Origin of the sequence: Mycobacterium sp. 5-140-3-2 (assembly GCF_035666375.1) — a bacterium.
In the GTDB taxonomy this organism is placed as follows: domain Bacteria; phylum Actinomycetota; class Actinomycetes; order Mycobacteriales; family Mycobacteriaceae; genus Mycobacterium; species Mycobacterium intracellulare.
In genome coordinates this window covers 5,190,255-5,216,312 of record NZ_CP142025.1, presented here as the reverse complement: position 1 = coordinate 5,216,312, position 26,058 = coordinate 5,190,255, and the positions used below count along the sequence as shown (strand labels likewise).

Sequence of the window (26,058 nt, the reverse complement as noted above, 5' to 3'; positions counted from 1 at the left end):
GTGCCCCCTGGGGCCGGGGACGAAACGCCCCCCTGTGAAAGCATGGCCCGATGGCATTTTCGCGCACCTTCGCCGTGCTCGCGGCCGCGTCGGCGCTGGTGGCCGGCTGCGGCCACCACCCGGCGCCGCCCGCCCACTCGTCGACGTCGAGCAAGCCGGCGGCCGCGCCGGCGCCCCCGGTGTGCGCCGACCCGGCGGCGGTGCCGGCCGCGCTGGGCATCCGCGACAAGCTGGCCCAACTCCTGATGGTGGGCGTGAAGAACGCCGACGACGCGCGGGCCGTCGTCAACGGCTACCACGTCGGCGGGATCTTCATCGGCAGCTGGACCGACCTGACGATCTTCCAGGGGCCGTTGGCGGACATCAGCGCCAAGGCGGGACCGCTGCCGCTGGCGGTCAGCGTCGACGAAGAGGGTGGCCGGGTGTCGCGGCTGAAGACCCTGATCGGCACGTCGCCGCCGGCCCGGGAGCTGGCGCAGACACAAACCGTCCAGCAGGTCCACGATTTGGCCGCCGACCGCGGCCGCAAGATGCGCGACCTGGGCATCACCGTCGACTTCGCTCCCGTGGTCGACGTCAGCGACGAGGACGACGACGCCGTCATCGGCAACCGTTCCTTCGGCGCGGACCCGCAGACGGTGACCGACTACGCCGGGGCGTACGCGCAGGGCCTCCGCGACGCCGGGCTGCTGCCGGTGCTCAAGCATTTCCCCGGGCACGGGCACGGCTCGGGTGATTCGCACACCGGCGGTGTGGTCACACCGCCGCTCGCCGACCTGCAAACCAGTGACCTGGTGCCCTACCGGTCGCTGGTGGCCGCGGCGCCGGTCGCGGTGATGGTGGGCCACTTGCAGGTCCCGGGCCTCACCGGCGATGTCCCCGCCAGCCTGAGCCCCGAGGCGGTGCAGTTGCTGCGCAACGGCGTCGGCTACAAGGGGCCGCCGTTCACCGGCCCGGTGTTCAGCGACGACCTGTCCAGCATGGCCGCCATCTCCGACCGGTACGGGGTGTCGGAGGCGGTGCTGCGCAGCCTGTTGGCCGGCGTCGACGTCGCGCTGTGGGTCACCACCGACGAGGTACCCGCGGTGCTGGACCGTTTGCAAAAGGCCGTCGCCTCAGGCGAACTGCCGGCACGCCGGGTCGACGAGGCGCTGGTGCGGGTGGCGAAGATGAAGGGCCCCGGCCCGACCTGCGGGCACTAACGGCGATCGCCAGCGCGGCGTGAGCCGGCCGCCGCAACCTTGAGTGTGAACTGGCGGCTTTGAGTGTGAACTGGCGGCTTTGAGTGTGAACTGGAGGCGCGCCCGATCGGCGTGTCGCCGCCGCAGATTCACACCGAAAGCCAACGATTCACACTCGACGGGCCAAGGCGGGCGGCGAAGCGGGTCGCCGCATAGTCCACCCGGGCGAAGCAGGTCGCCGCCGTGGGCACTAGTGCTGTGCGGTCCGGCCGCATTGCTTACTCTTGAGTCAGATAGACGGGCTAGAGAGGCGAGCGATGGCGGGTGGTACCAAGCGATTACCGCGCGCCGTGCGCGAGCAGCAGATGCTCGACGCCGCCGTGCAGATGTTCTCGGTCAACGGCTACCACGAGACCTCGATGGACGCCATCGCCGCCGAGGCCCAGATCTCGAAGCCCATGCTGTACCTGTATTACGGCTCCAAGGAGGACCTGTTCGGTGCCTGCCTGAACCGGGAAATGACCCGGTTCATCGACGTGTTGCGCGCCGATATCGACTTTCGCCAGAGCCCGAATGACATGCTGCGCAACACGATCGCGTCGTTCATGCGCTACATCGACGCGAACCGGGCGTCGTGGATCGTGATGTACACCCAGGCCACCAGCTCGCAGGCGTTCGCCCACATGGTGCGCGAGGGACGCGAGCAGATCATTGACCTGGTCGCCGGGCTGATGCGGGCCGGCAGCCGCGCGCCGCGGCCGGACATCGAGCACGAGATGATGGCCGTGGCGCTGGTGGGCGCCGGCGAGGCGGTGGCCAACCGGTTGTCCACCGGCGATATCGATGTCGACGAGGCGGCCCAGCTGATGATCGACCTGTTCTGGTACGGCCTCAAGGGCTCGCCGGAGGAGCGGGAAGCGGCCCGGTCCCAGCCGGACGGCTCGGACGCCGCCGGCGACTAGACCCCTCCTTCGTCAGGTGGCCCCGATGCCCGTCGCCCGCACGGACCGCGGCCACCTCGACTTCTTTTGCGCGGTCGTCATCGTCGGGTTGCTGGCCGGCGTCGCCGGGTTGGCGACGACGCTCGTGCTGCGGGCGGTCCAGCACGCCACCTACCACTACAGCTTCGGCACCCTGCTGGCCGGGGTCGCCGCCAGCAGCCCGATACGCCGCGTGGTCGGCCCGATGATCGGCGCCGCGTTGGCCGCGCTCGGGTGGTGGCTGCTGCGGCGCCGCACGGACGTGCCGCCGCTGGCGGAAACCATCGCCCGCCGAGAACGCGTGCCGCGGCTCTCGTGGAGCATCGACGCCATGCTGCAGGTGGTGCTCGTCGGGTCGGGAGCATCGCTCGGCAGGGAAGGGGCGCCACGCCAATTCGCCGCGGCGCTAAGCGATTTGGGAACCGGATGGCTCAAGCGGCTCTCCGGGCGCGACCGCGAGATCCTGCTGGCCTGCGCGGCCGGGGCCGGACTGGGCGCGGTGTATGCGGTCCCGCTGGCCGGGGCGCTCTTCTCGACCCGGATCTTGCTGGGCACCTGGCAGCCGCGCGCGGTGGGCGCGGCGTTCCTGTCCTCCGGCCTGGCGGTCGCCATCGGCTCGGCCATCACCCGCGATCAACCCAACCTGCAGTGGCCGATCGAGGAATCGACCTATCTGTTGACAGCGCACGGATTGCTGTTGGCGCCGGTGGCTTTCGCGGCGGGCTGGGCCTTCAACCGGTTGATGGCCGCGGCGCGGCCGCCGCGCCCGGTACGAAGCTGGGTGCTGATCCCGGCGCTGGCCGGGGCGGGCCTGGTGATGGGCGTCTGCTCGCATTGGTGGCCCGAGTTACCCGGCAACGGCCGCAGCATCCTGACGGTCAGCCTGGCCAGCGGCATGACCCTGGTGTCCGCGCTGGCGATCCTGGCGTTGAAACCCCTTCTGACAGCGTTGTTCCTGCGCGCCGGGGGTACGGGCGGGCTGCTGACGCCGTCGCTGGCCACCGGCGCGGCGGCGGGGGCGGCGCTGGTGCTGGCGATCAACTGGGCGAGCGGGACGCACTTGCACGTGCCGGCGGTGTCGCTGGCCGGGGCCGCCGGTGTGCTCGCGGTGACCCAGGGCTCGCCGATCTGGGCGGCGATCTTCGTGTGGGAACTCGCCCGCCCGCCGCTGTGGTTGTTTGCGCTGTTCCTGCTGACCGCGACCGCCGCGCACGCGCTGAAAGTGCTTGCCTGCGGGCGCGGTTCGACGCACGCCGGCTAGCCGGTCGCCACCGCTAGAAGCTAAAGCGGCCGGACCGTGCCGGTCAGGTGCGGGTATCCCTTGGCGATGTTGCGCAGCGAAAGATCCCAGCCGTCGGCGTTTTCGTCGATGTAGAGACCGGCCGTCGCGGGCAGCACCAGCGGCTTGCCGAAACGCACCGAGTATCGAGCCGCGTCCGGGATGGCGGCCTCGATGTTGGCCAATACGGCTGCGGCGCTGAACATTCCGTGCGCGATCACGGTGGGGAATCCGAACAGCTTGGCCGCGATCGGGTTGGTGTGTATCGGGTTGTGATCGCCCCCGACGACGGCGTAACGCCGGATCAGGCCCGGGCTGATGCGCAGCACGGTGGGCGGTGGCGGCAGCTTGGGCTGTTTCTGCGGAGGCGGTTTGGGTTCGTCGGACAGGCTGGTGCGTTGCTGGTGCAGGAAGGTCGTGACCTGGTGCCACGCGGTGTCCTGGGAATTACCGCCGACGCTGACATCGGTCACCAGGTCGACCAGCAGACCTTTGCGGTGTTCGCGCAGGTTCTCGGCGTGCACGTGCACGCCGACGGTGTCGGTGACCGCGATGGGGCGGTACTGGGTGATGTGGTTTTCGGTGTGCACCGAACCCATTGCGGCGAAAGGAAAGTCGAACCCGGTCACCAGCGACATCAGCGCCGGAAAGGTCAGCGCGAACGGGTAGGTCAGCGGCACGCAGTTGCCGTAGCGCAGGCCGGTCACCGCCGCGTACTCGGCGACGTTCGTGCGGTCGATGGGCAGTTCCTCGATGGTGACCGTGCGGGTGGGCAGTCCGCCGCCGCGGGACACCACCGGCAGGGCTCCCGCGGCCGCGCGCAGCAGATTCTTCAGGCCGCTTGGCTGGTTCATCACGTTCTCCTATGCGCCCAGCATGGCCTGGCCGCATACGCGAATGACGTTGCCGGTCACCGCGTTCGAGGCCGGGCTGGCGAAGTAGGCGATGGCCTCCGCGACATCCACCGGCTGGCCGCCCTGCAGCAGTGAGTTCATCCGGCGGCCGACCTCGCGGGTGGCCAGCGGGATGGCGGCCGTCATCTGGGTCTCGATGAATCCCGGTGCGACGGCGTTGATGGTGATGCCCTTGTCGTAGAGCTCCGGGGCCAGCGCCTGGGTCAGGCCGATCATCCCGGCCTTGGTGGTGGCGTAATTGGTCTGGCCGCGGTTGCCCGCGATGCCGGCCATCGACGACAAACCGATCACCCGGCCACCCTCGCCGATGCTGCCGTTGCCGACCAGCCCCTCGGTAAGGCGCAGCGGGGCAAGCAGATTGACGGCCAAAACGGCGTCCCAGCGCGCATCGTCCATGTTGGCCAGCAGCTTGTCGCGGGTGATCCCGGCGTTGTTGACCAGGACGTCGGCGTGGCCGCCGTGATGCTCGCGCAGGTGCTCGGTGATCTTGTCGACGGCGTCGGGGGCGGTGACGTCGAGCCACAGCGCGGTGCCCCCCACCCGGCTGGCCGTCTCGGCCAGCGCCTCGGCGGCCGATTCGACGTCGATCGCGACGACGCGCGCACCGTCGCGGGCGAACACCTCGGCGATCGTCGCGCCGATGCCGCGGGCCGCGCCCGTCACGATGGCGACCTTGCCGTCCAGCGGCCGTTCCCAATCACCCGGCGGTGTGGAGTCCGCCTCCCCGACGTAGAACACCTGGCCGTCCACGTACGCCGACTTGGCCGACAGGATGAACCGCATGGTCGATTCCAGGCCCGTCGCAGCGGGTTTGGCGTCCGGCGACAGGTACACCAGCGCGACCGTGCTGCCGTTGCGCAGCTCCTTGCCCAGCGAGCGGGTGAAGCCCTCCAACGCGCGCTGGGCGATCCGCTCGTGCGGGCTGGCGGCGCCGTCGGGCGTGGTGCCGACCACCGCCACGCGGGCCGAGTGGCCCAGGTTGCGCAGCAGCGGGGTGAAGAACTCGTGCAACCCCTTGAGCCCTTCGGGCGTCGTGATGCCGGTGGCGTCGAAGACCAGCCCGCCGAACTTGTCGGCCCAGCGCCCGCCCAGGTTGTTGCCGACCAGGTCGTAGTCGGCGTCCAGCGCCGCGCGCAGCGGCTCGACGACTCTGCCCTCCCCGCCGATCAGCAGCGCCCCGGCCAGCGGCGGATCACCGGCGCGATAGCGGCGCAGCGTCTCGGGTTGGGGAACACCGAGCTGCTTGGCGAGAAACGAACCAGGACCGGAGTTGACGATCTGAGAGAACAGATCGGACGAGACCTTGGGAGCCACCGGAGCTACCTTCCATGTTCTTGCGAAGTCGGGGTATGCCTACAGCACAACCGTATCGAGGACGAACTTACTGCAGAGTAAGAACAGTGGGTAGTATGGCCCCAGACGGGCGAATCCCAAACCGATAGACCGCACGAGCACGGAGAAAACAGTGGCCCCTGCAAGTTCTGAGGCAAGTACACCGGCTGCTCAGCGCAGCTCCGAGCGGCGGCGCGTCGCCATCCTGGGCGGCAACCGCATCCCGTTCGCCCGGTCCGACGGTGCCTACGCCGAGGCCTCCAACCAGGACATGTTCACCGCCGCGCTGGGCGGGCTGGTGGATCGCTTCGGGCTGGCCGGCGAGCGGCTCGGTGTGGTGGTCGGCGGCGCCGTGCTCAAGCACAGCCGGGACTTCAACCTCACGCGCGAATGTGTGCTCGGTTCGCAGTTGGCGTCGTACACGCCGGCGTTCGACCTGCAGCAGGCGTGCGGCACCGGGCTGCAGGCGGCGATCGCGGCCGCCGACGGCATCGCGGCGGGCCGCTACGAGGTGGCCGCCGCCGGCGGGGTGGACACCACCTCCGACGCGCCGATCGGCCTGGGCGACAACCTGCGCCGCACCCTGCTCAAGTTGCGCCGCGCCAAGTCCAACGTGCAGCGGCTGAAGCTGGTGGGCACGCTGCCCGCGACCCTGGGCGTGGAGATCCCGGTCAACAGCGAACCGCGCACCGGGCTGTCCATGGGGGAGCACCAGGCGATCACCGCCAAGCAGATGGGCATCTCGCGCGTCGCCCAGGACGAGCTGGCCGCCGCCAGCCACCGCAACATGGCCGCCGCCTACGACCGCGGCTTCTTCGATGACCTCGTCACGCCGTTTTTGGGGCTGTACCGCGACGACAACCTGCGAGCGGACTCGTCGGCCGAGAAGCTGGCCAAGCTGCGGCCGGTGTTCGGCGTCAAGGCCGGCGACGCGACGATGACGGCCGGCAACTCGACCCCGCTGACCGACGGCGCCTCGGTCGCCCTGCTGGGCACCGACGAGTGGGCGGAGGCCCGCTCGCTCACACCGCTGGCGTACCTGGTGGACTCCGAAACGGCGGCGGTCGACTACGTCAACGGGCGGGACGGCCTGCTCATGGCGCCCACGTACGCGGTGCCACGGCTGCTCGCCCGCAATGGCCTGAGCCTGCAGGACTTCGATTTCTACGAGATCCACGAGGCGTTCGCGTCGGTTGTGCTGTGTCACCTGCAGGCGTGGGAATCCGAGGAGTACTGCAAGGGGCGGCTGGGGCTGGACGCCGCGCTGGGCTCGATCGACCGGTCCAAGCTCAACGTCAACGGCTCCTCGCTGGCCGCCGGCCACCCGTTTGCCGCCACCGGCGGGCGGATCCTGGCTCAGGCCGCCAAGCAGCTCGCGCAGCGAAAGGCCGAGCAGAAGGGCGCGGGCAAGCCGGTGCGTGCCCTGGTCTCGATCTGCGCGGCGGGCGGCCAGGGAGTGGCCGCGATCCTTCAGGCCTGACCGTCGGGCCCATGAGATGGGTCACATCGGGTTAGCGATCGAAGGCGGCGGGTATCCGTGACCCCGGATGGCCCCGTGTTGTGGTCTGACCCCCCGACCCCGACGGCAATACGGGGCATCCCCCGGAACGACCGCCTGTCGGTCTTGCCGATGGGCGTCCGAAAAGGGCCGCCGCTGGAGTGAGGGGATCCAGCGGCGGCCTTTTTGGTTCCTTCGACGGACCGACTCCGCCGATGTAACCGCGGTATTGGGGCATTGCGCTGATCGCCCGGTCGTCGATCAGGTGCGGTCGTGGAGGGTGACGTGGTAGCCGTCGGGGTCGGCGAAGGTGAATGTCCGGCCGAAGGGGCCGTCGATCGGTGCGGAGACGATGGTGTGGCCGTCGGCGACGAGAGCATCGTGGATGCTCTGGACGTCGGTGGCGTGCACCCAGATCGCGGCACCGATGCCGGGCTGAGCCATGGATGCGAGGTCGGTGCCAGGAGCGACCTCGCGGAGCGCGAACGCGATTGGCTTCGTTTCGAATACAACGGCGTGCGGAGGTCCGGCCGGCGAGCGGACGAGGCCGAGGTACTGCTCGTAGAACGCCTGCGATGCGTCGAGGTCGCGCGCTTGCAGGGAGATGAAGTCGGGCCCGGTGGCGGCCATGACGCTGCTCCTTCGATTCGTGTCAGATTTCTGACATAGCAGCGTATGTCAGAATGCTGACATGAGTCAAGAGGGTGTCGGCGTAGACCTGGATACGTCCCTGGGCTACGCGCTGAAAGAGGCGTCGAGTGCGCTGCGCGCGGCCATGGAGGAGGTGCTGCGCCCGCTCGGGATGAGCGTGACGCACTACTCCTGCCTCGAGCTGCTCGCGCAACGGCCGGGTTTGTCGAACTCCGAGCTCGCGCGGGGCGCGTTCGTGACACGGCAGTCGATGAACGTGCTCCTTCAGGCCCTGGAGCGAGACGGCTATGTGGCCCGGCCCGCGGAGGCACCCGTCGGGAAGATTCTTCCCACGCGCCTCACGCCGCGTGGCCGACAGAGCCTCGAGAAAGCCAGCAAGGCGGTCCGGTCCGTCGAGGTCAGAATGCTGGCCGGCCTGACCGAGGCCGAGCGGTCAGACGCGTTCCGGATCCTGCACAGCATGACCCGTTCCCTGCGCGATGGCCCGGGCAGGAGTGCACCCGAACGATAAAGACCCGTGCTGACGACCTCGCCGGCGCACAAAAATCCCCCGCTTCCTTTCGGAGGCGGGGGATTTGTGCGTCCCTTCGAAGCGGCCTAGAAGGCGGCCTCGTCGAGCTCCATGATGTCGTTGTCCAGCGTCTCGATGACCTCGCGGGTGCTGGTCAGCATCGGCAGGAAGTTCTTCGCGAAGAACGACGCCACCGCGACCTTGCCCTCGTAGAAGGCCTTGTCGTCACCGCTGGCGCCGGCGTCGAGCGCCGCCACGGCCACCGCGGCCTGACGCTGCAACAGCCAGCCGATGACCAGGTCACCGACGCTCATCAGGAAGCGCACCGAACCCAGACCCACCTTGTAGAGGCTGGTCACGTCCTCCTGCGCCGCCATCAGGTAACCGGTCAGCGAGGTCGCCATGGCCTGAACGTCGGTCAGGGCCTTGGCCAGGTACTCCCGTTCCGTCTTCAACCGCCCGTTGCCGGACTCGCTGTCGACGAACTTCTGGATCTGCTCGGACACGTGGGCCAGCGCCACACCCTTGTCGCGGACGATCTTGCGGAAGAAGAAGTCCTGCGCCTGGATGGCGGTGGTGCCCTCGTAGAGCGAGTCGATCTTGGCGTCCCGGATGTACTGCTCGATCGGGTAGTCCTGCAGGAAGCCGGACCCACCGAACGTCTGCAGGCTCTCGGTCAGCTTGGCGTAGGCCTGCTCCGAGCCGACACCCTTGACGACCGGCAGCATCAGGTCGTTGACCTTCACGGCCAGCTCGGCGTCCACCCCATGCAGGGCCTCGGCCACCGCCGCGTCCTGGTAGGTCGACGTGAACAGGTACAGCGCCCGCAGACCCTCGGCGTAGGCCTTCTGGGTCATCAGCGACCGGCGCACATCGGGGTGGTGCGTGATGGTCACCCGCGGTGCCGTCTTGTCGGTCATCTGGGTCATGTCCGCGCCCTGGACCCGGGACTTCGCGTACTCCAACGCGTTCAGGTAACCCGTCGACAGGGTCGCGATGGCCTTGGTGCCGACCATCATGCGGGCCTGCTCGATCACGTCGAACATCTGCGCGATGCCGTTGTGCACCTCGCCGACCAGCCAGCCCTTGGCGGGAACGTCGTGCTGGCCGAAGCTCAGCTCACAGGTCGCCGACACCTTCAGGCCCATCTTGTGCTCGACGTTGGTGACGAACACGCCGTTACGCTCGCCCAGCTCACCGGTCTCGAAGTCGAACAGGAACTTGGGCACGAAGAACAGCGACAGGCCCTTGGTGCCGGGTCCGGCGCCCTCGGGGCGCGCCAGCACCAGGTGGAAGATGTTCTCGAACAGGTCGCCGGAGTCGGCCGAGGTGATGAATCGCTTCACACCGTCGATGTGCCAGGACCCGTCGTCCTGCTTGACAGCCTTGGTCCGCCCGGCGCCGACGTCGGAGCCGGCGTCCGGCTCGGTGAGCACCATGGTCGAACCCCAGCCGCGCTCGGCGGCCAGGACGGCCCACTTCTTCTGCTCCTCGGTGCCGAGGTGGTACAGGATGTTCGCGAAACCCGCGCCGCCGGCGTACATCCACACGGCGGGGTTGGCGCCCAGGATGTGCTCGTGCAGCGCCCACAGCAGCGACTTGGGCATTGCCACGCCGCCGAGGGCCTCGTCGATGCCGACCTTGTCCCACCCGGCCTCGATGACGGCGTGTACGGACTTCTTGAAGGATTCCGGCAGCGTCACCGAGTGCGTCTTCGGGTCGAAGACCGGCGGGTTGCGGTCGCCCTCGACGAACGAGTCGGCGATCGGCCCCTCGGCCAGCCGGCTCATCTCGTTGAGCATTTCGTTGGCGGTGTCTACGTCCAGGTCGCTGTATTCGCCCTGGCCCAAGGCCTTGTCAACGCCCAATACCTCGAACAGGTTGAACGCCTGGTCGCGGACGTTGCTCTTGTAGTGGCTCACTACGGTCCTCCTCGTTGAGAATGCCACTTGTGGTTGGGTACTAGGTCTAAGTTACCCACCAGTAACAACACCTAAAATATCGTTAGCGTCAGTGGGATGCAAGCGGATGTGAGCTAGATTTCATTGCCTAATTAACCAACCGGTTGGGAAGGGTGCGCCGATGCCGTCGAAAACCCGCGCTACCTGCGGAGACGGGCGCGGGACGGGCGATGTGCCGGGCGTCACTGCGGTGCCGGTCGTCGACCTGCGGGCCGATCCGGCGCGGTTGCGGGACGGTCTGCGCGAGGCCGCCCACCGGGTCGGATTCTTCTATCTGACCGGCCATGGGGTCGCCCCGGAATTGGTGACGCGGATGCTCGAGGCCGCGCGCCGGCTCTTCGCGCTGCCGCAGCACGACAAGGACTCGGTCGCCATGGTGCGCAGCCCGCATTTCCGCGGCTACACCCGCCTGGGCGGCGAGGTGACCCGCGGCGAGGTGGATTGGCGCGAGCAGATCGACATCGGGCCGCAACGTCCGCCGATCGGCGGGCTGGGCAAGTCCGACTACCGGTGGCTACAGGGTCCCAACCAGTGGCCGGCCGCGCTGCCCGAGCTGCCCGGACTCGTCGAGGAGTGGGACGCCGCGCTGTCGGCGGTGGCCCGCACCCTGCTGCGGCACTGGGCGGCCTCGCTGGGCAGCCCGGCGGACGTGTTCGACCCCGCCTTCGCCGAAACCCCGGCCACGCTGATCAAGATCATCCGCTACCCGGGGCGCGCGGCCGGCTCCCAGGGCGTGGGCGCGCACCGGGACGCCGGGGTGCTCACGCTGCTGCTGGCGGAGCCGGGCAGCCGGGGCCTGCAGGTGCGGCGGGCGTTCGACGACGCCTGGATCGACGTCCCCCCGCGCGAGGGGGCGTTCATCGTCAACATCGGTGAACTGCTGGAGGCGGCGACGCGCGGCTACCTGCGGGCCACCGAGCACCGGGTCAACCTGCAGGGCCCGGCGACCGACCGGATCTCGGTGCCCTACTTCTTCAATCCGCGCCTCGACGCGCGGATACCCGTGCTCGCGCTGCCTCGCGAACTCGCGGCGGGCACCGGGACTGACTGGGCGGCGTCGCAGGATCCCGCCGACCCCATCTTCTCGGTCTACGGCCGCAACGCCTGGAAGAGCCGGCTGCGCTCGCACCCGGATGTCGCTTCCGCGCATGGGTATTCGGCAGAGCGCTTAGAAAACGAGTAAGGGTGGCCGCGCTGGGGCGACGCGCGCCGGGTAGGGTCGGACCCGAAAATACGTCTGGCGCTCTAGGGGCGAAAAAGTCCGGTGAACTCGAACAACAAGCTGACAGCGTCGTCACTTCGTGAGGCCTTCGGTCATTTTCCGTCTGGTGTGGTGGCCATCGCCGCCGAGGTGAACGGAACCCGGGAAGGGCTGGCCGCCAGCACCTTCGTGCCGGTCTCGCTGGACCCGCCGTTGGTGTCGTTCTGCGTGCAGAACACCTCGACGACCTGGCCCAAACTCAAGGACCTGCCCATGCTGGGCATCAGCGTGCTCGGCGAGGCGCACGACGAGGCCGCCCGCACGCTGGCCGCCAAAACCGGCGACAGGTTCGCAGGCCTGGAGACCGTCTCCCGGCCCACCGGGGCGGTGTTCATCAAGGGCACCGGCCTGTGGCTGGAAAGCGCCATCGAGCAACTCGTTCCCGCCGGTGACCACACGATCGTCGTGTTGCGGGTCAGCGAGGTGACCGTGGACGCCGACGTGGCGCCCATCGTGTTCCACCGGAGCAATTTCCGCCGCTTGGGCGCCTGAACCGGGGCCGCCGGCGCGCGCTAGGGCCGGTGGCTGAGTTCTTCCCGGAAGCCCTGGATGCGGCTCTCGAGTTCGGCGGCGTCGTTGTGCCGCCCCTCCTTCTGCGCGAGCTGGGCGCGCACGGACAATTGCCGGATTGCGGTCCGAATGTTGTTGATGCTGGCGGTTTCTCGCCTGGGTTCCATGAGCTGCCTTTCCGGTCGTTGGTACAGCGGCCGTCCATCCGGACGGCCCGACAGGATGCAGGTTGGTTACCCGGGTACCGCGACGCCCTAACCCCGCCAGCCGGTGAGGGCGCGGCGGGAGCGCTCAGCGACGGAACAGCTTGTTACCGAGCCAGACCACCGGGTCGTACTTGCGGTCGGCGACGCGCTCCTTCATCGGGATCAGCGCGTTGTCGGTGATCTTGATGTTCTCCGGGCAGACCTCGGTGCAGCACTTGGTGATGTTGCAGTACCCCAGGCCGTGCTCTTCCTGGGCGTCCTTGCGCCGGTCCCGGGTGTCCAGCGGGTGCATCTCCAGCTCGGCGATCCGCATCAGGAAGCGGGGGCCGGCGAACGCCTTCTTGTTCTCCTCGTGGTCGCGGACCACGTGGCACACGTTCTGGCACAGGAAGCATTCGATGCACTTGCGGAACTCTTGGGAGCGCTGGACGTCCTCCTGCGCCATCCGGTACTCGCCGGGTTGCAGGTCCTTGGGCGGCGCGAAAGACGGTATCTCGCGGGCCTTCTCGTAGTTGAACGAGACGTCGGTGACCAGGTCCCGGATCACCGGGAACGTCCGCAGCGGCGTGACCGTGACGACCTCGTCCTCGGCGAACGTCGACATCCGGGTCATGCAGAGCAACCGCGGATAGCCGTTGATCTCCGCGGAGCACGAGCCGCACTTGCCCGCCTTGCAGTTCCACCGGACCGCCAGGTCGGGCGTCTGGGTCTGCTGCAGGCGGTGAATGATGTCGAGGACGACCTCACCCTCGTTGACCTCGACGGTGAAGTCCTGCAACGCACCGTTGGCGTCGTCGCCGCGCCACACCCGCATCGTCGCGTTGTAGGTCATTTACTTCTCCGTCCTGGGTGTCCGCCCTGGATGCCCGGCGAGCTCCTCGTCGGTGTAGTACTTCTCCAGCTCGGCGATGTCGAACAGTTCCAGCAGATCGGGCCGCATCGGCGTCTGCTCTTTCTTCGTGATGGTGATGTCGGGGATCACCGCGCCTTCAACGTCGCCTGGCTCGGCGACTGCCTCGCAGACCAGCAACAGCTTGCGCCACGACGAGTCCATCGACGGGTGGTCGTCGCGGGTGTGCCCGCCCCGGCTCTCGGTGCGCTGCAGCGCGGCCTTGGCGACGCATTCGCTGACCAGCAGCATGTTGCGCAGGTCGATGGCCAGGTTCCAGCCCGGGTTGTAGCGGCGCTGCCCCTCCACATGCAGGTTCTTGAACCGCTCCCGCAGCTTGTCGAGCCGGGCCAAAGCCTCGGAGATCTCGTCGGCATTGCGGATGATGCCGACCAGGTCGTTCATCGACTGCTGCAGCTCGAGCTGCAGGGTGTAGGGGTTCTCGCCGGGGCCGCCGCCCGCCGGCGCCTCGAAGGGGGACAGGGCCCGCTTCGCCGCCGCCTCGACGGCGCCGTCGCCGACCGTCGGACGGCTGCTCAGCGCCCGCACGTAGTCGGCGGCGCCCAGGCCGGCGCGCCGGCCGAATACCAGCAGGTCCGACAGCGAGTTGCCGCCCAGCCGGTTCGAGCCGTGCATGCCGCCGGAGCATTCGCCCGCGGCGAAGAGCCCGGGCACGGTGGCCGCCCCGGTGTCGGCGTCGACCTCGACGCCGCCCATCACGTAGTGGCAGGTCGGCCCGACTTCCATCGGCTCCTTGGTGATGTCGACCCCGGCCAGCTCCTTGAACTGGTGGTACATCGACGGCAGGCGGCGGTTGATCTCCGCCGGCGTCAGCCGCGACGCGATGTCGAGGAAGACGCCGCCGTGTGGGCTGCCCCGGCCGGCCTTGACCTCGGAGTTGATCGCGCGCGCGACCTCGTCGCGCGGCAGCAGGTCAGGGGTGCGGCGGGCCGAGTCGTTGTCCTTGAGCCACTGGTCGGCCTCTTGCTCGGTCTCGGCGTACTGGCCTTTGAAGACCGGCGGGATGTAGTCGAACATGAACCGCTTGTCGTCGGAGTTCTTCAGCACCCCGCCGTCGCCGCGAACGCCCTCGGTGACCAGGATCCCCTTCACGCTCGGCGGCCACACCATGCCCGTCGGGTGGAACTGGACGAACTCCATGTTGATCAGGGACGCGCCCGCCCGGAGCGCCAGGGCGTGCCCGTCGCCGGTGTACTCCCAGGAGTTCGAGGTGACCTTGAACGACTTGCCGATGCCGCCGGTGGCCAGCACCACCGCGGGCGCCTCGAACAGGATGAAGTTGCCGCTTTCGCGGATGTAGCCGAACGCCCCGGCGATCGCGTCGCCGTCCTTGATCAGTTCGGTGATCGTGGTTTCGGCGAACACCCGGATGCGGGCCTCGTAGTCGCCGAGCTCGGCGTAGTCCTCCTGCTGCAGCGAGACGATCTTCTGCTGCATGGTGCGGATCAGCTCCAGGCCGGTGCGGTCACCGACGTGCGCCAGCCGCGGGTAGGTGTGCCCGCCGAAGTTGCGCTGGCTGATCTTGCCGTCCTTGAGGCGATCGAACAGCGCGCCATAGGTTTCCAGCTCCCAGACGCGGTCCGGGGCCTCCTTGGCGTGCAGTTCGGCCATCCGCCAGTTGTTGAGGAACTTCCCACCGCGCATCGTGTCGCCGAAGTGGGTCTTCCAGTTGTCCTTCGGGTTGGTGTTGCCCATCGAGGCCGCGCACCCACCCTCGGCCATCACGGTGTGTGCCTTGCCGAACAGGGACTTGCACACCACCGCGACCCGCAGGCCGCGTTCGCGCGCCTCGATGACCGCGCGCAATCCCGCGCCGCCGGCGCCGATGACGACTACGTCGTAGGCATGCCGCTCGACATCAACCATGAAAACCCTCGCTAGCTACGTTCTGATTTGTAAGTCAAATGGCTTTTCAGCCAACGAATCTCAGGTCGGGAATGGCGCCGCTGGCCACCAGTGCGATGTAGAAATCGGTGAGCATCAGGGTGCCCAGCGTGATCCAGGCGAACTGCTTGTGCCGGGTGTTCATCGCGCTGACCTGCGTCCAGATCCAATACCGCACAGGGTTTTTGGAGAAGTGCTTGAGTCGCCCACCGGTGACGTGCCGGCAGGAGTGGCAGGACAGCGTGTAGACCCACAGCATGATGACGTTGCCCAGCAGGATCAGGTTGCCCAGCCCGAAGCCGAATCCGCCCGGCCCGCTGTCGGAATGGAACGCGACGATCGCGTCGTAGCTGTTGACGATCGAGATGAGGCAGGCGATGTAGAAGAAGTACCGGTGGGTGTTCTGGATGATCAGCGGGAACTTCGTCTCGCCGCTGTAGTGCACGCGGGGCTCGGCCACCGCACACGCGGTGGGCGACTGCCACACCGTGCGGTAGTAGGCGCCGCGGTAGTAGTAGCAGGTCAACCGGAACAGCAGCAGGAACGGCAGCGACACCGCCGCATACGGCAGCCACCACACGTCGGGCAGGAACTGCGGCCAGATGTCGCCGGCCTCACCGCAACCCTTGCTGACGCACGGCGAGTAGAACGGCGTCAGGTAGTGGTATTTGGGGACAAAGAAGTAGTTCTGCTGGAACGCTCGTGCCGTCGCGTAGATGACGAATGCGGCGAAGCCGAGGTCGATCCTCAGCGGCGACATCCACCACCGGTCGGTACGGAGGGTCCGCTGCTGGATACGGGCGCGCGTGGGTGAAAAGACACCGGACGCAGGACGGTTCGCCGTGGGTGCGCTCATCTAGTTGTTCCTCTTCGAACGGGCTGTCTGTCGAAGGGTACACAGAGAGAAGGCCCCCTCCAGCGGGGGGCATGGAGTCGGGGCGCTCGGGTTGTTCAGGCCCTGTTGTGACCGCCGACGCCCTCGTCGTCGACATCACGCCAGAATTCGCTGTCGTACTGGGTGTCGGGGATGACGATCTTCTCGCCCGACTGCTGCACGGTGGCGCCCGCCAGGTCCAACTCGGACACGTCGGTGTCGAGCAGATCGACGTCGGACAGGATGCGGTCGGCGTCGATGACGATGCGACGCATCGCGGGGCTGTCGCCGTATCGCGACCGCAGCGAGCTCACGCACCGCCGCAGGCCGCCGATCAGATCGTGCAGTTCGGCGAATTCTGTCGTGCCAGTCGTGCTCGTCAACGCATCTCCTCGGCAGTGTTTCGGATCACAGTACGTCCCCAATACTATCCACGGCACAGGCGAACGTCAGACCATTGAGCTCCGACGCCAAGGGAGCAAACACTGATGACGGGCCCCAACACGCCGGCCGAGCGCGCCGCCACCCTGTTGAAGCTGCACCGGCCGGGCAACCCGGTCATCCTGCCGACCGTGTGGGACGCCTGGTCGGCGCGACTGGCCGTCGGCGCGGGATTCGCCGCGCTGACCGTGGGGAGCCATCCGATGGCGGACTCGATCGGCAAATCCGACAACGAGGGCATGTCGTTCGACGACGTGCTCACCCGCGTCGCGCAGATCACCGCGGCGGTCTCGGAAACGGAAGGCGTCCCGGTCTCGGTGGACATCGAATCCGGCTACGGACTTCCGGCCGACCGCCTGATCGAGGGCCTGCTCAGCGTCGGGGCCGTCGGGCTGAACATCGAGGACACCGTGCACTCGGAGGGCGGACGGCTGCGGTCCGCCGAGGAACACGCCGAGCTGGTCGGCGCGCTGCGGTCGGCCGCCGACGCGGTGGGGGTGCATGTGGTCATCAACGCCCGGACCGATCTGTTCCTGCGCCAAGACGGCGAGGAGTCCGATCGCGTCGACCGCGCCGTGGCACGGCTGAATCAGGCGGCCGCCGCCGGCGCCGATGTCCTGTACCCGGTCGGCCGCCACCACCCCGACACGTTGCGGCGCTTGACCGCGGAGTTGGTGTTGCCGGTCAACGCGATCGCGCTGCCCGACCAGGACGACCCCGCGTCCTTCGGTCCGCTGGGCGTGGCGCGAATCAGCTTCGGGCCCTTCCTGCAGGCCGCGCTGACGGGCCGGGCCAACGAGTTGCTTGCCCGCTGGAGTTGATGCCGAGCAGACGCAAAGGCCCCCGACACGCCGTGCGCGCGGGGGCTTTTGCGTCTTGTCGGTGCCTTACTTGGTGATCGCGATGCGTTGCGCCTGGTTCCCGGCGTACGCGCCGCTGACCCGCACCGTCAGCACTCCGGCGTCATAGGACGCCGTGATGGCGTCGCCGGTGACGTGGGCGGGCAGCTGGAAGGACCGGCGGAACGAGCCGTACCGGATCTCCCGCAGCGTTCGGCCTTCCTTCTCTTCCGAGTGCTCGTCGCGGTGTTCGCCGTGGATGACCAGGCGACCGCGGTCGACCTCGACGTTCACGTCCCGGTCGACGTCAACGCCCGGGAGCTCGACACGTACGACCGCGTCGTCCCCGTCCTTGACGATCTCGGCGGCGGGCCGAAAACCGCTGCTCACCGGGGTGTTCCAGTCCGCGGCGGCGGCGGGGCCGAAGAAGTCGCGCAGCCAGCGGTCGGTGTCCCAGGCCGGTCGCGACCACAGTGCGAGGTTGCTCATGGTGCTTCCCTTTCAATTCCTTGATCTTCGTTGTGAGATTCCTGTGACCGGCGCTTCGACGACCGGCTACTAGTACAAACATGAGTCGACCACGCTTAAGTTCCAGCTGGCCGTTCGCCGGCAGCGAACGATCAATCACAGCCGTCCCTGTGAGTTGTGAGATCCTCGTCATAGGACTGTCACATTGCGCGAAAAAGACGTAATTTCTGGCCGTTACTCTCAAAGCCATGTCTGCAGACGGGATTTCGCGCGCAAGCTGTGCGCCGCGTCACATCATCGTAGTCGGACATGGCATGGTGGGCCACCGGTTCGTCGAGGCGCTCCGCGCCCGCGACACCGAGGGCCGTTGGCGCATAACGGTTTTCGCCGAGGAGACCGACGCCGCCTATGACCGCGTGGGGCTGACCTCCTACACCGAGAGCTGGGACCGCAAGCTGCTCGCGCTGCCCGGCAACGAGTACGCGGGCGACGACCGGGTCCGGCTGGTGCTGAACCAGCGGGTCACCGAAATCGACCGCGCGACAAAGTCGGTGCTCACCGCCGACGGTCAGCGCCACGACTACGACACCCTGGTCCTGGCGACCGGCTCCTACGCGTTCGTGCCGCCGGTGCCCGGCCACGACCTGCCCGCCTGCCACGTGTACCGCACGCTCGACGACCTCGACGCCATCCGCGCCGACGCCCAGCGCGCGGCGCAAAGCTCACACGCGACCGCGGGCGTGGTCATCGGTGGCGGCCTGCTGGGGCTGGAGGCCGCAAATGCGCTGCGCCAGTTCGGGTTGCGGACCCACGTCATCGAGATGATGCCGCGACTGATGGCGCAGCAGATCGACGAGGCCGGCGGCGCGCTGCTGGCCCGGATGGTCGGGGACCTGGGCATCTCCGTGCATGTCGGCACCGGCACCGAGTCGATCGAATCGGTCGACCACCCGGACGGGTCGACGTCGGCGCGGGTGCGCCTGACCGACGGGCAGGTGGTCGACGCCGGCCTGGTGATCTTCGCGGCCGGGATCCGGCCGCGCGACGAACTGGCGGTCGCCGCCGGACTGACGCGCGCCGAGCGCGGCGGTGTGCTCACCGACGTGTCCTGCCGGACAAGCGATCCCGACATCTACGCGATCGGCGAGGTCGCCGCGATCGGCGGCCGGTGCTACGGCCTGGTGGGTCCGGGCTACACCTCGGCCGAGGTGGTGGCCGACCGCCTGCTGGATGGCGTCGCGGAGTTCGGCGAGGCGGACCTGTCCACGAAGCTGAAGCTGCTGGGCGTCGACGTCGCCAGCTTCGGTGACGCGATGGGCGTCACCGAGAACTGCCTCGAGGTCGCCATCAACGACGCGGTGAACCGGACGTACGCGAAGCTGGTGCTCTCCGACGACGCCAAGACCCTGCTCGGGGGCGTCCTGGTCGGCGACGCCTCCTCCTACGGGGTGCTGCGGCCGATGGTCGGCAGCGAGCTGCCCGGGGATCCGCTCGCGCTGATCGCGCCGGCCCAATCCGGCGGCGGCGAGGCGTTAGGCATTGGGGCGCTGCCGGATTCGGCCCAGATCTGCTCGTGCAACAACGTCACCAAGGGCGATCTGAAGTGCGCGATCGCCGACGGCTGCGCCGACGTGCCCTCGCTGAAGTCGTGCACCTCGGCCGGGACGTCGTGCGGGTCGTGCGTGCCGCTGCTCAAGCAGCTGCTGGAAGCCGAGGGCGTCGAGCAGTCCAAGGCTTTGTGCGAGCACTTCAGCCAGTCGCGCGCCGAGCTTTTCGAGATCATCTCCGCCACCGAGCTGCGGACCTTCTCCGGACTGCTGGAGCGCTTCGGCCGCGGAAAGGGTTGCGACATCTGCAAACCCGTGGTCGCCTCGATCCTGGCGTCCACCGGCTCGGACCACATCCTCGAGGGCGAGCAGGCCTCGCTGCAGGACTCCAACGACCACTTCCTGGCCAACATCCAGAAGAACGGCAGCTACTCGGTGGTGCCGCGGGTCCCCGGCGGCGACATCAAGCCCGAGCACCTGATCCTGATCGGCCAGATCGCCCAGGACTTCGGCCTTTACACCAAGATCACCGGGGGCCAGCGCATCGACCTGTTCGGCGCGCGGGTGGACCAACTGCCCGAGATCTGGAAGCGCCTGGTCGACGGCGGCATGGAATCCGGGCACGCGTACGGCAAGGCGCTGCGCACGGTGAAGAGCTGTGTGGGCACCGACTGGTGCCGTTACGGGCAGCAGGATTCGGTGCAGCTGGCCATCGACCTCGAACTGCGCTACCGCGGCCTGCGGGCGCCGCACAAGATCAAGATGGGCGTCTCGGGTTGCGCGCGGGAGTGCGCCGAAGCCCGCTCCAAGGACGTCGGCGTCATCGCCACCGAAAAGGGCTGGAACCTCTACGTCGGCGGCAACGGCGGGATGACCCCCAAGCACGCGCAGCTGCTGGTCAGCGACCTCGACACCGAGACGCTGGTCCGGTACGTCGATCGGTTCGTCATGTACTACATCCGCACGGCCGACCGGCTGCAGCGCACCGCGCCGTGGGTCGAGTCGCTCGACGGCGGTCTGGACCACGTGCGCGAGGTCGTCTGCGAGGACTCGCTGGGCCTGGCAGCCGAATTCGAGGCCGCAATGGAGCGGCACGTGCGCAACTACAAGTGCGAATGGAAGGGGGTGCTCGACGACCCGGACAAGCTCTCGCGCTTCGTGTCGTTCGTCAATGCCCCCGACGCCGTCGATTCGACGGTGACGTTCACCGAGCACGCCGGGCGCAAAATCCCTGTGTCCATTGGCATGCCGACGGTCCGCGAGCACAACTCCGAAGGAACGAGGAAGGTATCATGACGCTTCTCAACGACATTGCCGTGTGGACGAGCGCGTGCGCGTACGACCACCTCATTCCGGGCCGCGGCGTCGGCGTACTGCTCGACGACGGTTCCCAGGCCGCGTTGTTCCGGCTCGACGACGGGTCCGTGCACGCGGTGGGCAACGTCGACCCGTTCTCCGGGGCGGCCGTGCTGTCTCGCGGCATCGTCGGCGACCGCGGAGGCCGCGTCACGGTTCAGTCGCCCATCCTCAAGCAGGCGTTCTCGCTCGAAGACGGTTCCTGCCTGGACGATCCGAGCGTTTCGGTGCCGGTGTACCCGGTGCGGATCACCGCAGACGGCTTCGTGCAGATCGCCCGCGACGCCGAGGCCCGGGCGGCCTGAGCGCGCGACCGCTCACCGGGTGATGTCGCCGACCAGGTAGCGCTGCATCGTCGGACCGATCGCGTCGACCAGCGCGTCCACCGACATCGAGTGCAGCGGCTCGGAGCGGATGCCGTAGCGCATGATGCCCAGGCCCACGAGCTGGGAGGCGCACAACGAGGCCCGCGTAGCCGCCTTGTCGGCGCCGAGGATTTTCAGCAGCGGGCCGAAGACCGGGCCCACGAAATTGCTTTGGACGATTTCGGCGGTCTTGGCCATGCCCGTGGACGCGACTGCGCTGGCCGCGAACGGCCCACCCCCGGCGGCATCCCAGGTGGTGATCAGCATCGTCAGGGTCCGGCGGCCGATTTGATTGACCCCTCCGGTGACGAGCCGGTCGATGAATTCCGGTGTGCCGAACGGCAAACGCAGCGCCTTGGCGACCGGATCAAGGATGCCACGCGACGGCTCTTCGCGACGGGGCATGGTGCCAGGATCGCCGGTTCGAGCCCAAAGATCAAGGAATTGGCCGTAACGCGCGCGCGTGGGTGACCTGTTGGGGGGTCGATCGACGCGACGCATGCCGGGCGGTGGCGGCCAGGGCGGGCGGCAGGGCGCGGCGGAATCGGTTCGCGATCAGGCGCGCCAGACCGGGATGGGTGCCCAGCGGTTGACTGACCAGATCGGCGCCGCAGCCGTGCAGCCGTTGTTGGAACAGGCCGTCGGCCAACAGGTAGGAGGCGACTACGACGCGCCCACCGCGGCGCCTCGCCCGGTCGACGGACTCGTGCAGTTGCGGGTCCCCGGTGGCCGCGAACGCCAGGCTCACCCGCGATCCGGTGAGCGCCGACAACAACGTCGCCGTGGTGTGCAGGTCGGCGCGGGCCTTGTCGTCCGAGGTTCCCGCGGCCGCCAGAATCACCGAATCGCCCGGCCGCCAACCGCATTTCAGCAGCTGATCGCCGACGATCCGCGCGACCTGCCCGCTCGGGCCCAGCGCGGGGGTGACGGTCACGTTCGGATGACCGCTGATCGCGACGTGGGCGGGCAGGTCGACCCGGACGTGATATCCGCGCGACAGGAACGCCGGCACCACGATGGCCGGCCGGCCGGCGGCCTTCGCTGTGGCCAGCACCTCGCTGGGGGTGGGTCCCACCACGTCGACGAACGCCACGTCGACCGGGCTGCGGACGAGCGTACTCACCTGTGCCGCAAGGTCTTCGACCATCGCCACGCCGCCGGGCCTGCGGGTGCCGTGCGCCACCAGGATCAGTGCCATGGGGATTCGTCCGGATGGTCGATCGCGAGCCGGTAGCCACGCTTGACCACCGTCGCGATGATGTTCTTGTCGCCCAGCGCCGTTCGCAGCCGCAGCACGGCCGTGTCGACGGCGTGGGGATCGTTGCTGTTGCCGGGAAGCACCCGCAACAGGTCGTTGCGCGCGACGACGTCGCCGGGGCGCTCCGCCAGCGCGCGCAGCGTCGCCATTCCCGATCCCGACAGGGACCGCGGCGAACCGTCGACCAGCACGCAGGTCCCGCGGATCTCCATCTCGTGGCCGGCCGCCCGGATGGTGGTCGAGCGAAGGGTCGGGAGCTCCTGGGCGATGTGACGGGCCAACGCCCCCAACCGCATTCGCTCGGGCGACGACGTGGGGACCCCGGCGCGGAGCAGGGGCTGCGCGGTGACCGGGCCCACGCACATCGCGTGCACGTCGCTGCGAAGTGCTTGCAGCAGTTGTTCTTCGACGCCCAACTCGCGGCTGCGCTCCAGCAGCGCCGCGCCCGCGGGCGCCGAGGTGAAGGTCACCGCGTCGAACTGCCGCCGGGCGACCGAGGTGACGAGTTGGTCGAAGTCGCCGCCGGCCGGCGTTGGTTTCCAGCGATATACGTGGATGGGGACCACCTGGGCGCCCGCGGACCGCAACCCGTTGAGGAATTCCGGGAACGGGTCCCAGGTGTCGGCCGCGCCGTGCAGCTGGACCGCGACCCGCTTTCCGGCGATATCCGATTCGAGCAGGTAGCGCAGGACCTCGCTCGACGATTCGGACCTGGGCGACCACTCCTCATGCAGTCCGGCGGCGCGCAAGGCGCCGGTCGCCTTCGGCCCGCGGGCCACGATCCGCGCCCGAGACAGGGACGCCAGCAACTGGGTGGCCAGTCCCCAGCCGTCGGCCGCGGCGACCCAGCCGCGGAAGCCGATGCCGGTGTGCGCCACCAAGATATCGGGAGGCTCGGCGATGACCGCTTCGGTGTGGCGGTGCAGTTCTTCGTCTTCGGGCAGCGCGATGAGGTTGATGGCCGCGGCGCTGGACACCTCCGCGCCGTTGCGGCGCAGCAACGCGCACAGCTCTTCGGCCCGGTTCGCCGACGTCACGGCGATCCGGTAGCCGGTCAGCGGCGCGGAGTCTGGTGGGGCCAGTTGGGGGGCCATATGAAGTGTGTATGCCTGCGACATTTCGGTTGCGTTACCGGGCAATTGCTGTGGCATTGCCCGTGTTGCGAGTCCGCTCACACACGGGCGGCCTCGGCTTCCGCCCGCGCCCCGGAGCGGCCCGGGGCCGTGACGGGACGCCGGACGTAGACCATCCAGGTCATGATCGCCGCGCCGACGTAGGAAGCCAAAAACGCCCAATACGCCGCCGTTTCGGTACCGGTGCTCAGGTAGGACTGCCGCAGCGCCAGGTTGATTGCCACGCCGCCGAACGCGCCGACCGCGGAGCAGATGCCGATCAGCGATCCCGACTGCGCGCGCGCCCAACGACGACGGTCGTCTTCGCTCATGGCCAGCCCGCGACTGCGGGCCTCGTAGACCGTCGGGATCAACTTGAACACCGACCCGTTTCCCATGCCGGACAGGACGAACAGCACCATGAAGCCGGCGACGCAGCCGATCATGCTGACGGAACGTGTTACGGCCTGCTGGTCCTCGAGGGCGCTGATGGTGACCAACAGCGCGGCCGCCAGGGTCATCCCGGCGAGGACGCCAAGCGTGACGCGGCTGCCGCCGATGCGGTCGGCCAGCCGCCCCCCGTAGATGCGCGCCACGGAGCCCAGCAGGGGGCCGACGAAGGCGACCTGGGCGGCGTGCAGCGCGGCGTGCTTGGCGGTTTCCCCGCTTTCCAGGAAGTGGACCTGCAGCACCTGCCCGAAGGCGAAGGAGAACCCGATCCAGGAGCCGAAGGTGGCGATGTAGAGCAGCGAGATGACGTGGGTGTCGCGCTCGAACAGGATCGAGCGCATGGTGCGCAGCTGGGTGCCGTGGTGGACGTTGTCCATGACCAACGCGGCCGCGATCCCCACGGCGACGAGCAAGACCAGGTAGATCGCGCACACCCAGTACGGGGCCTGGTGCCCGGCGGTGGCCAGCACCAGCAGGCCGATCAGCTGGATCACCGCGACGCCGAGGTTGGCGACGCCGGCGTTGACCGCCATCGCGGCGCCCTTGAGGCGCTGCGGGTAGAAGGCGTTGACGTTGGCCAGCGAGGCCGCGTAGTTGCCGCCGCCCAGCCCCGTCAGCGCGGCGCACAGCACGAAGAGCCACAGGGGCAGGCCGGGGTTGGCCAACAGGGCGATCGTGCCCGCCGTCGGGATCACCAGCACGAAGGCCGAGAACGTCGTCCAATTGCGACCGCCGAAGGCGGCGATGCCCAGGGTGTAGGGGATCCGGGCGCAACCACCGACCAGGGTGGCCACCGCGCCCAGCAGCAGCTTGTCGCCCGCGGAGAAACCGTAGACGGCGCCCGGCATGAACAGCGCCATGACGGGCCACAGCGTCCAGATCGAGAAGGCCACGTGGTCACCCGCGATGGTGCCGAGCAGATTGCGCCGGGCGATCTTCTTGTTCCCGGCCTCCCAGGCCGCCGCGTCTTCGGGATTCCAGTCCGCGATGCGATGGCTGCGGCGCGGCGAGATCACCTGGGCACGTTGGCATATGGACGCTGCGCGTGCGTGCATACCGATCCCTCTCTTTGGAAGCAGTTCGGGGTCTGGCCGGCGACGCGCGTGGGCGTCCCGCATGAAGGGGCATGCCCCGCCGTAGGTTTCCGATGCTCACATCTAGGACGCGAGCGGGTCAACCGGAATCGGCCGATATGGGCTGTTAGTTGATTACCAGTTATCTGGTAAGTCCCTGAAGGGTGCCGGCGCGCGCGAATGCCGATCGCCGCCAAGTGATCTCACGCCGGTGCGTCGGACTTTGTGAGCTGTCCTACAGTCGAACGCCGGAATTGCGTTAGCCGAACGGCCAACTCGCGACGCCGGCCCCGGCCACGGCGCCGACCGGGGTACGCGGCCGCGCCCAGTGCAGCCGCACCGACTGGCCGGGCCGCACCTGGGCGACCTTGTCGACGTCCTCGTCGATCACCACACCCACCACCGGATAGCCACCGGTGACGGGGTGGTCCGGACCGAGGATCACCGGTAAACCGTTGGGCGGCACCTGGATTGCGCCACGGGTGGCACCCTCGCTGGGCAGCTGCCGGTCCGGGTGGAGGCATTGCAGGGGACGGCCGACCAACCGCATCCCCACCCGGTCGCTGCGATCGGACGCCACCCAAGCGGTGCGCACCAGCGCGTCGGGGTCGAGGAACCAGTCGTCGCGCGGCCCGGGCACCACGGACAGCTCGACGACGCCGCCGGTGATGGCCGCCACCGGCGCCTGGTCCAACTCGGGGTAGTCCGCGGTGTGCTCGCCGATCGGCAGCCGGTCCCCGGCCCGCAGGGGTGAGGGCCCGATGGCCGACATGACGTCGTAGCTGCGCGAGCCCAGCACCGGCTCCACGCAGATCCCGCCGCGGACCGCGAGGTAGCTTCGCAGCCCCGCCCGCGGGGCGCCCAAAGAGATCACCTGACCGTCGCGCACGTGCTGAATGCTGTTGGTGCCGAACTCGATTCCGTCGACGGTCGGATCGGTGTCGGCGCCCGTCACCGCGATGTCGACGTCGCTGCCCCGGACCCTGGTCGCGAACCCGCCGAACGTCACCTCCACGGTGGCGCGGTCGTCGGGGTTGGCCACCAGCCGATTGGCCAGTTTGTGCGCTCGCCGGTCGGCGGCCCCGGACCGGCTGACGCCGAGGTGGGCCAGTCCCGGCCGGCCGAGGTCTTCGACGACGGCGAACGGCCCGGTGCGCAGGATCTCCAGGACTGCCACGACTGCCTCCTTGAATGGTG

25 protein-coding genes are annotated in these 26,058 nt (G+C 68.6%); 10 read left to right on the top strand and 15 right to left on the bottom strand.

Annotation, left to right across the window (positions count from 1 at the left end):
• Positions 1–50 precede the first annotated feature (50 nt).
• The 3 genes from P6281_RS24485 to P6281_RS24475 all read left to right on the top strand — a co-directional run bounded on the left by P6281_RS24485 (position 51) and on the right by P6281_RS24475 (position 3,422).
• A complete protein-coding gene (locus P6281_RS24485) occupies positions 51–1,202 on the top strand; it encodes a glycoside hydrolase family 3 N-terminal domain-containing protein (protein WP_036454133.1) in 1,152 nt (383 codons plus the stop codon).
• A gap of 296 nt (positions 1,203–1,498) precedes the next feature.
• Positions 1,499–2,143 carry a TetR/AcrR family transcriptional regulator gene (locus P6281_RS24480; protein ID WP_014383448.1) on the top strand — a complete coding sequence of 215 codons (645 nt, stop codon included), beginning with the start codon at positions 1,499–1,501 and terminating at the stop codon, positions 2,141–2,143.
• 25 nt (positions 2,144–2,168) lie between these two features.
• Positions 2,169–3,422 carry a chloride channel protein gene (locus P6281_RS24475; protein WP_324738545.1) on the top strand — a complete coding sequence of 418 codons (1,254 nt, stop codon included), beginning with the start codon at positions 2,169–2,171 and terminating at the stop codon, positions 3,420–3,422.
• Between the two features lie 20 nt (positions 3,423–3,442).
• Here the strand turns inward: P6281_RS24475 and P6281_RS24470 are convergent, their stop codons facing one another.
• On the bottom strand, positions 3,443–4,294 hold the full coding sequence (locus tag P6281_RS24470) for a MaoC/PaaZ C-terminal domain-containing protein (protein WP_042913786.1): 852 nt from the start codon (positions 4,292–4,294) through the stop codon (positions 3,443–3,445).
• A gap of 9 nt (positions 4,295–4,303) precedes the next feature.
• Positions 4,304–5,668, bottom strand: a complete 1,365-nt coding sequence (locus P6281_RS24465) for a 3-oxoacyl-ACP reductase (protein WP_042913784.1) — start codon at positions 5,666–5,668, stop codon at positions 4,304–4,306.
• A gap of 151 nt (positions 5,669–5,819) precedes the next feature.
• On the opposite strand from P6281_RS24465, the gene P6281_RS24460 reads away from it, so the two are divergent.
• Entirely contained in the window at positions 5,820–7,166 is a 1,347-nt protein-coding gene (locus P6281_RS24460; protein WP_104150574.1) for an acetyl-CoA C-acetyltransferase, read from the top strand.
• Positions 7,167–7,445: 279 nt separating this feature from the next.
• On the opposite strand, the gene P6281_RS24455 is transcribed toward P6281_RS24460, so the two are convergent.
• The gene (locus tag P6281_RS24455) at positions 7,446–7,814 is read right to left on the bottom strand and encodes a VOC family protein (RefSeq protein WP_020823767.1); all 369 of its coding nucleotides are present in this window, start codon (positions 7,812–7,814) and stop codon (positions 7,446–7,448) included.
• 61 nt (positions 7,815–7,875) lie between these two features.
• On the opposite strand from P6281_RS24455, the gene P6281_RS24450 reads away from it, so the two are divergent.
• Positions 7,876–8,346, top strand: coding sequence for a MarR family winged helix-turn-helix transcriptional regulator (locus P6281_RS24450; RefSeq protein WP_020823766.1), 471 nt, complete (start codon positions 7,876–7,878; stop codon positions 8,344–8,346).
• Positions 8,347–8,432: 86 nt separating this feature from the next.
• Here P6281_RS24450 and P6281_RS24445 read toward each other — a convergent pair whose 3' ends face one another.
• A complete protein-coding gene (locus P6281_RS24445; protein WP_014381387.1) occupies positions 8,433–10,268 on the bottom strand; it encodes an acyl-CoA dehydrogenase in 1,836 nt (611 codons plus the stop codon).
• Between the two features lie 160 nt (positions 10,269–10,428).
• On the opposite strand from P6281_RS24445, the gene P6281_RS24440 reads away from it, so the two are divergent.
• Together P6281_RS24440 and P6281_RS24435 are read left to right on the top strand one after the other, a co-directional pair.
• Positions 10,429–11,490: an isopenicillin N synthase family dioxygenase gene (locus P6281_RS24440; RefSeq protein ID WP_170320617.1), complete on the top strand. Its 1,062-nt coding sequence runs from the start codon at positions 10,429–10,431 to the stop codon at positions 11,488–11,490.
• A gap of 81 nt (positions 11,491–11,571) precedes the next feature.
• Positions 11,572–12,060 (top strand): flavin reductase family protein, encoded by a 489-nt coding sequence (locus tag P6281_RS24435; protein ID WP_008261762.1) that lies wholly within the window; start codon positions 11,572–11,574, stop codon positions 12,058–12,060.
• Positions 12,061–12,080: 20 nt separating this feature from the next.
• Here P6281_RS24435 and P6281_RS24430 read toward each other — a convergent pair whose 3' ends face one another.
• The 5 genes from P6281_RS24430 to P6281_RS24410 form a co-directional block, all read right to left on the bottom strand.
• The gene (locus P6281_RS24430; protein WP_008261761.1) at positions 12,081–12,245 is read right to left on the bottom strand and encodes a hypothetical protein; all 165 of its coding nucleotides are present in this window, start codon (positions 12,243–12,245) and stop codon (positions 12,081–12,083) included.
• Positions 12,246–12,369: 124 nt separating this feature from the next.
• Positions 12,370–13,116, bottom strand: a complete 747-nt coding sequence (locus P6281_RS24425; protein ID WP_003874034.1) for a succinate dehydrogenase/fumarate reductase iron-sulfur subunit — start codon at positions 13,114–13,116, stop codon at positions 12,370–12,372.
• The gene (locus tag P6281_RS24420) at positions 13,117–15,060 is read right to left on the bottom strand and encodes a fumarate reductase/succinate dehydrogenase flavoprotein subunit (RefSeq protein ID WP_008261758.1); all 1,944 of its coding nucleotides are present in this window, start codon (positions 15,058–15,060) and stop codon (positions 13,117–13,119) included.
• A gap of 46 nt (positions 15,061–15,106) precedes the next feature.
• Positions 15,107–15,934: a hypothetical protein gene (locus tag P6281_RS24415; protein ID WP_036454127.1), complete on the bottom strand. Its 828-nt coding sequence runs from the start codon at positions 15,932–15,934 to the stop codon at positions 15,107–15,109.
• Positions 15,935–16,029: 95 nt separating this feature from the next.
• Positions 16,030–16,335: a hypothetical protein gene (locus P6281_RS24410; RefSeq protein WP_008261755.1), complete on the bottom strand. Its 306-nt coding sequence runs from the start codon at positions 16,333–16,335 to the stop codon at positions 16,030–16,032.
• A 105-nt stretch (positions 16,336–16,440) separates the two neighbouring features.
• Here P6281_RS24410 and P6281_RS24405 point away from each other — a divergent pair, with 105 nt between their 5' ends.
• Complete coding sequence (locus P6281_RS24405; RefSeq protein WP_324738544.1) at positions 16,441–17,214, top strand: isocitrate lyase/PEP mutase family protein; 774 nt, start codon at positions 16,441–16,443, stop codon at positions 17,212–17,214.
• Between the two features lie 66 nt (positions 17,215–17,280).
• On the opposite strand, the gene P6281_RS24400 is transcribed toward P6281_RS24405, so the two are convergent.
• Positions 17,281–17,721, bottom strand: coding sequence for an Hsp20/alpha crystallin family protein (locus tag P6281_RS24400; protein WP_065508357.1), 441 nt, complete (start codon positions 17,719–17,721; stop codon positions 17,281–17,283).
• A 227-nt stretch (positions 17,722–17,948) separates the two neighbouring features.
• Between P6281_RS24400 and nirB the strand changes: the two genes are divergently transcribed.
• Both nirB and nirD read left to right on the top strand, forming a co-directional pair.
• Positions 17,949–20,543, top strand: a complete 2,595-nt coding sequence (gene nirB / locus P6281_RS24395) for a nitrite reductase large subunit NirB (RefSeq protein WP_081914354.1) — start codon at positions 17,949–17,951, stop codon at positions 20,541–20,543.
• A complete protein-coding gene (gene nirD / locus P6281_RS24390) occupies positions 20,540–20,908 on the top strand; it encodes a nitrite reductase small subunit NirD (RefSeq protein WP_008261748.1) in 369 nt (122 codons plus the stop codon). Before nirB ends, nirD begins: the two co-directional genes overlap by 4 nt.
• A gap of 12 nt (positions 20,909–20,920) precedes the next feature.
• Here the strand turns inward: nirD and P6281_RS24385 are convergent, their stop codons facing one another.
• From P6281_RS24385 to P6281_RS24365, 5 genes are all read right to left on the bottom strand, one after another.
• Positions 20,921–21,373 (bottom strand): TetR/AcrR family transcriptional regulator, encoded by a 453-nt coding sequence (locus tag P6281_RS24385; RefSeq protein ID WP_008261746.1) that lies wholly within the window; start codon positions 21,371–21,373, stop codon positions 20,921–20,923.
• A 31-nt stretch (positions 21,374–21,404) separates the two neighbouring features.
• Positions 21,405–22,166, bottom strand: coding sequence for a sirohydrochlorin chelatase (locus P6281_RS24380; protein WP_065508356.1), 762 nt, complete (start codon positions 22,164–22,166; stop codon positions 21,405–21,407).
• Positions 22,157–23,308: a uroporphyrinogen-III synthase gene (locus P6281_RS24375; RefSeq protein ID WP_026071138.1), complete on the bottom strand. Its 1,152-nt coding sequence runs from the start codon at positions 23,306–23,308 to the stop codon at positions 22,157–22,159. The genes P6281_RS24380 and P6281_RS24375 overlap by 10 nt, the downstream gene beginning before the upstream one ends.
• Positions 23,309–23,397: 89 nt before the next feature.
• Positions 23,398–24,843 carry an MFS transporter gene (locus P6281_RS24370; protein ID WP_050989399.1) on the bottom strand — a complete coding sequence of 482 codons (1,446 nt, stop codon included), beginning with the start codon at positions 24,841–24,843 and terminating at the stop codon, positions 23,398–23,400.
• 277 nt (positions 24,844–25,120) lie between these two features.
• The gene (locus tag P6281_RS24365) at positions 25,121–26,038 is read right to left on the bottom strand and encodes a 5-oxoprolinase/urea amidolyase family protein (protein WP_008261737.1); all 918 of its coding nucleotides are present in this window, start codon (positions 26,036–26,038) and stop codon (positions 25,121–25,123) included.
• Positions 26,039–26,058: the final 20 nt, after the last annotated feature.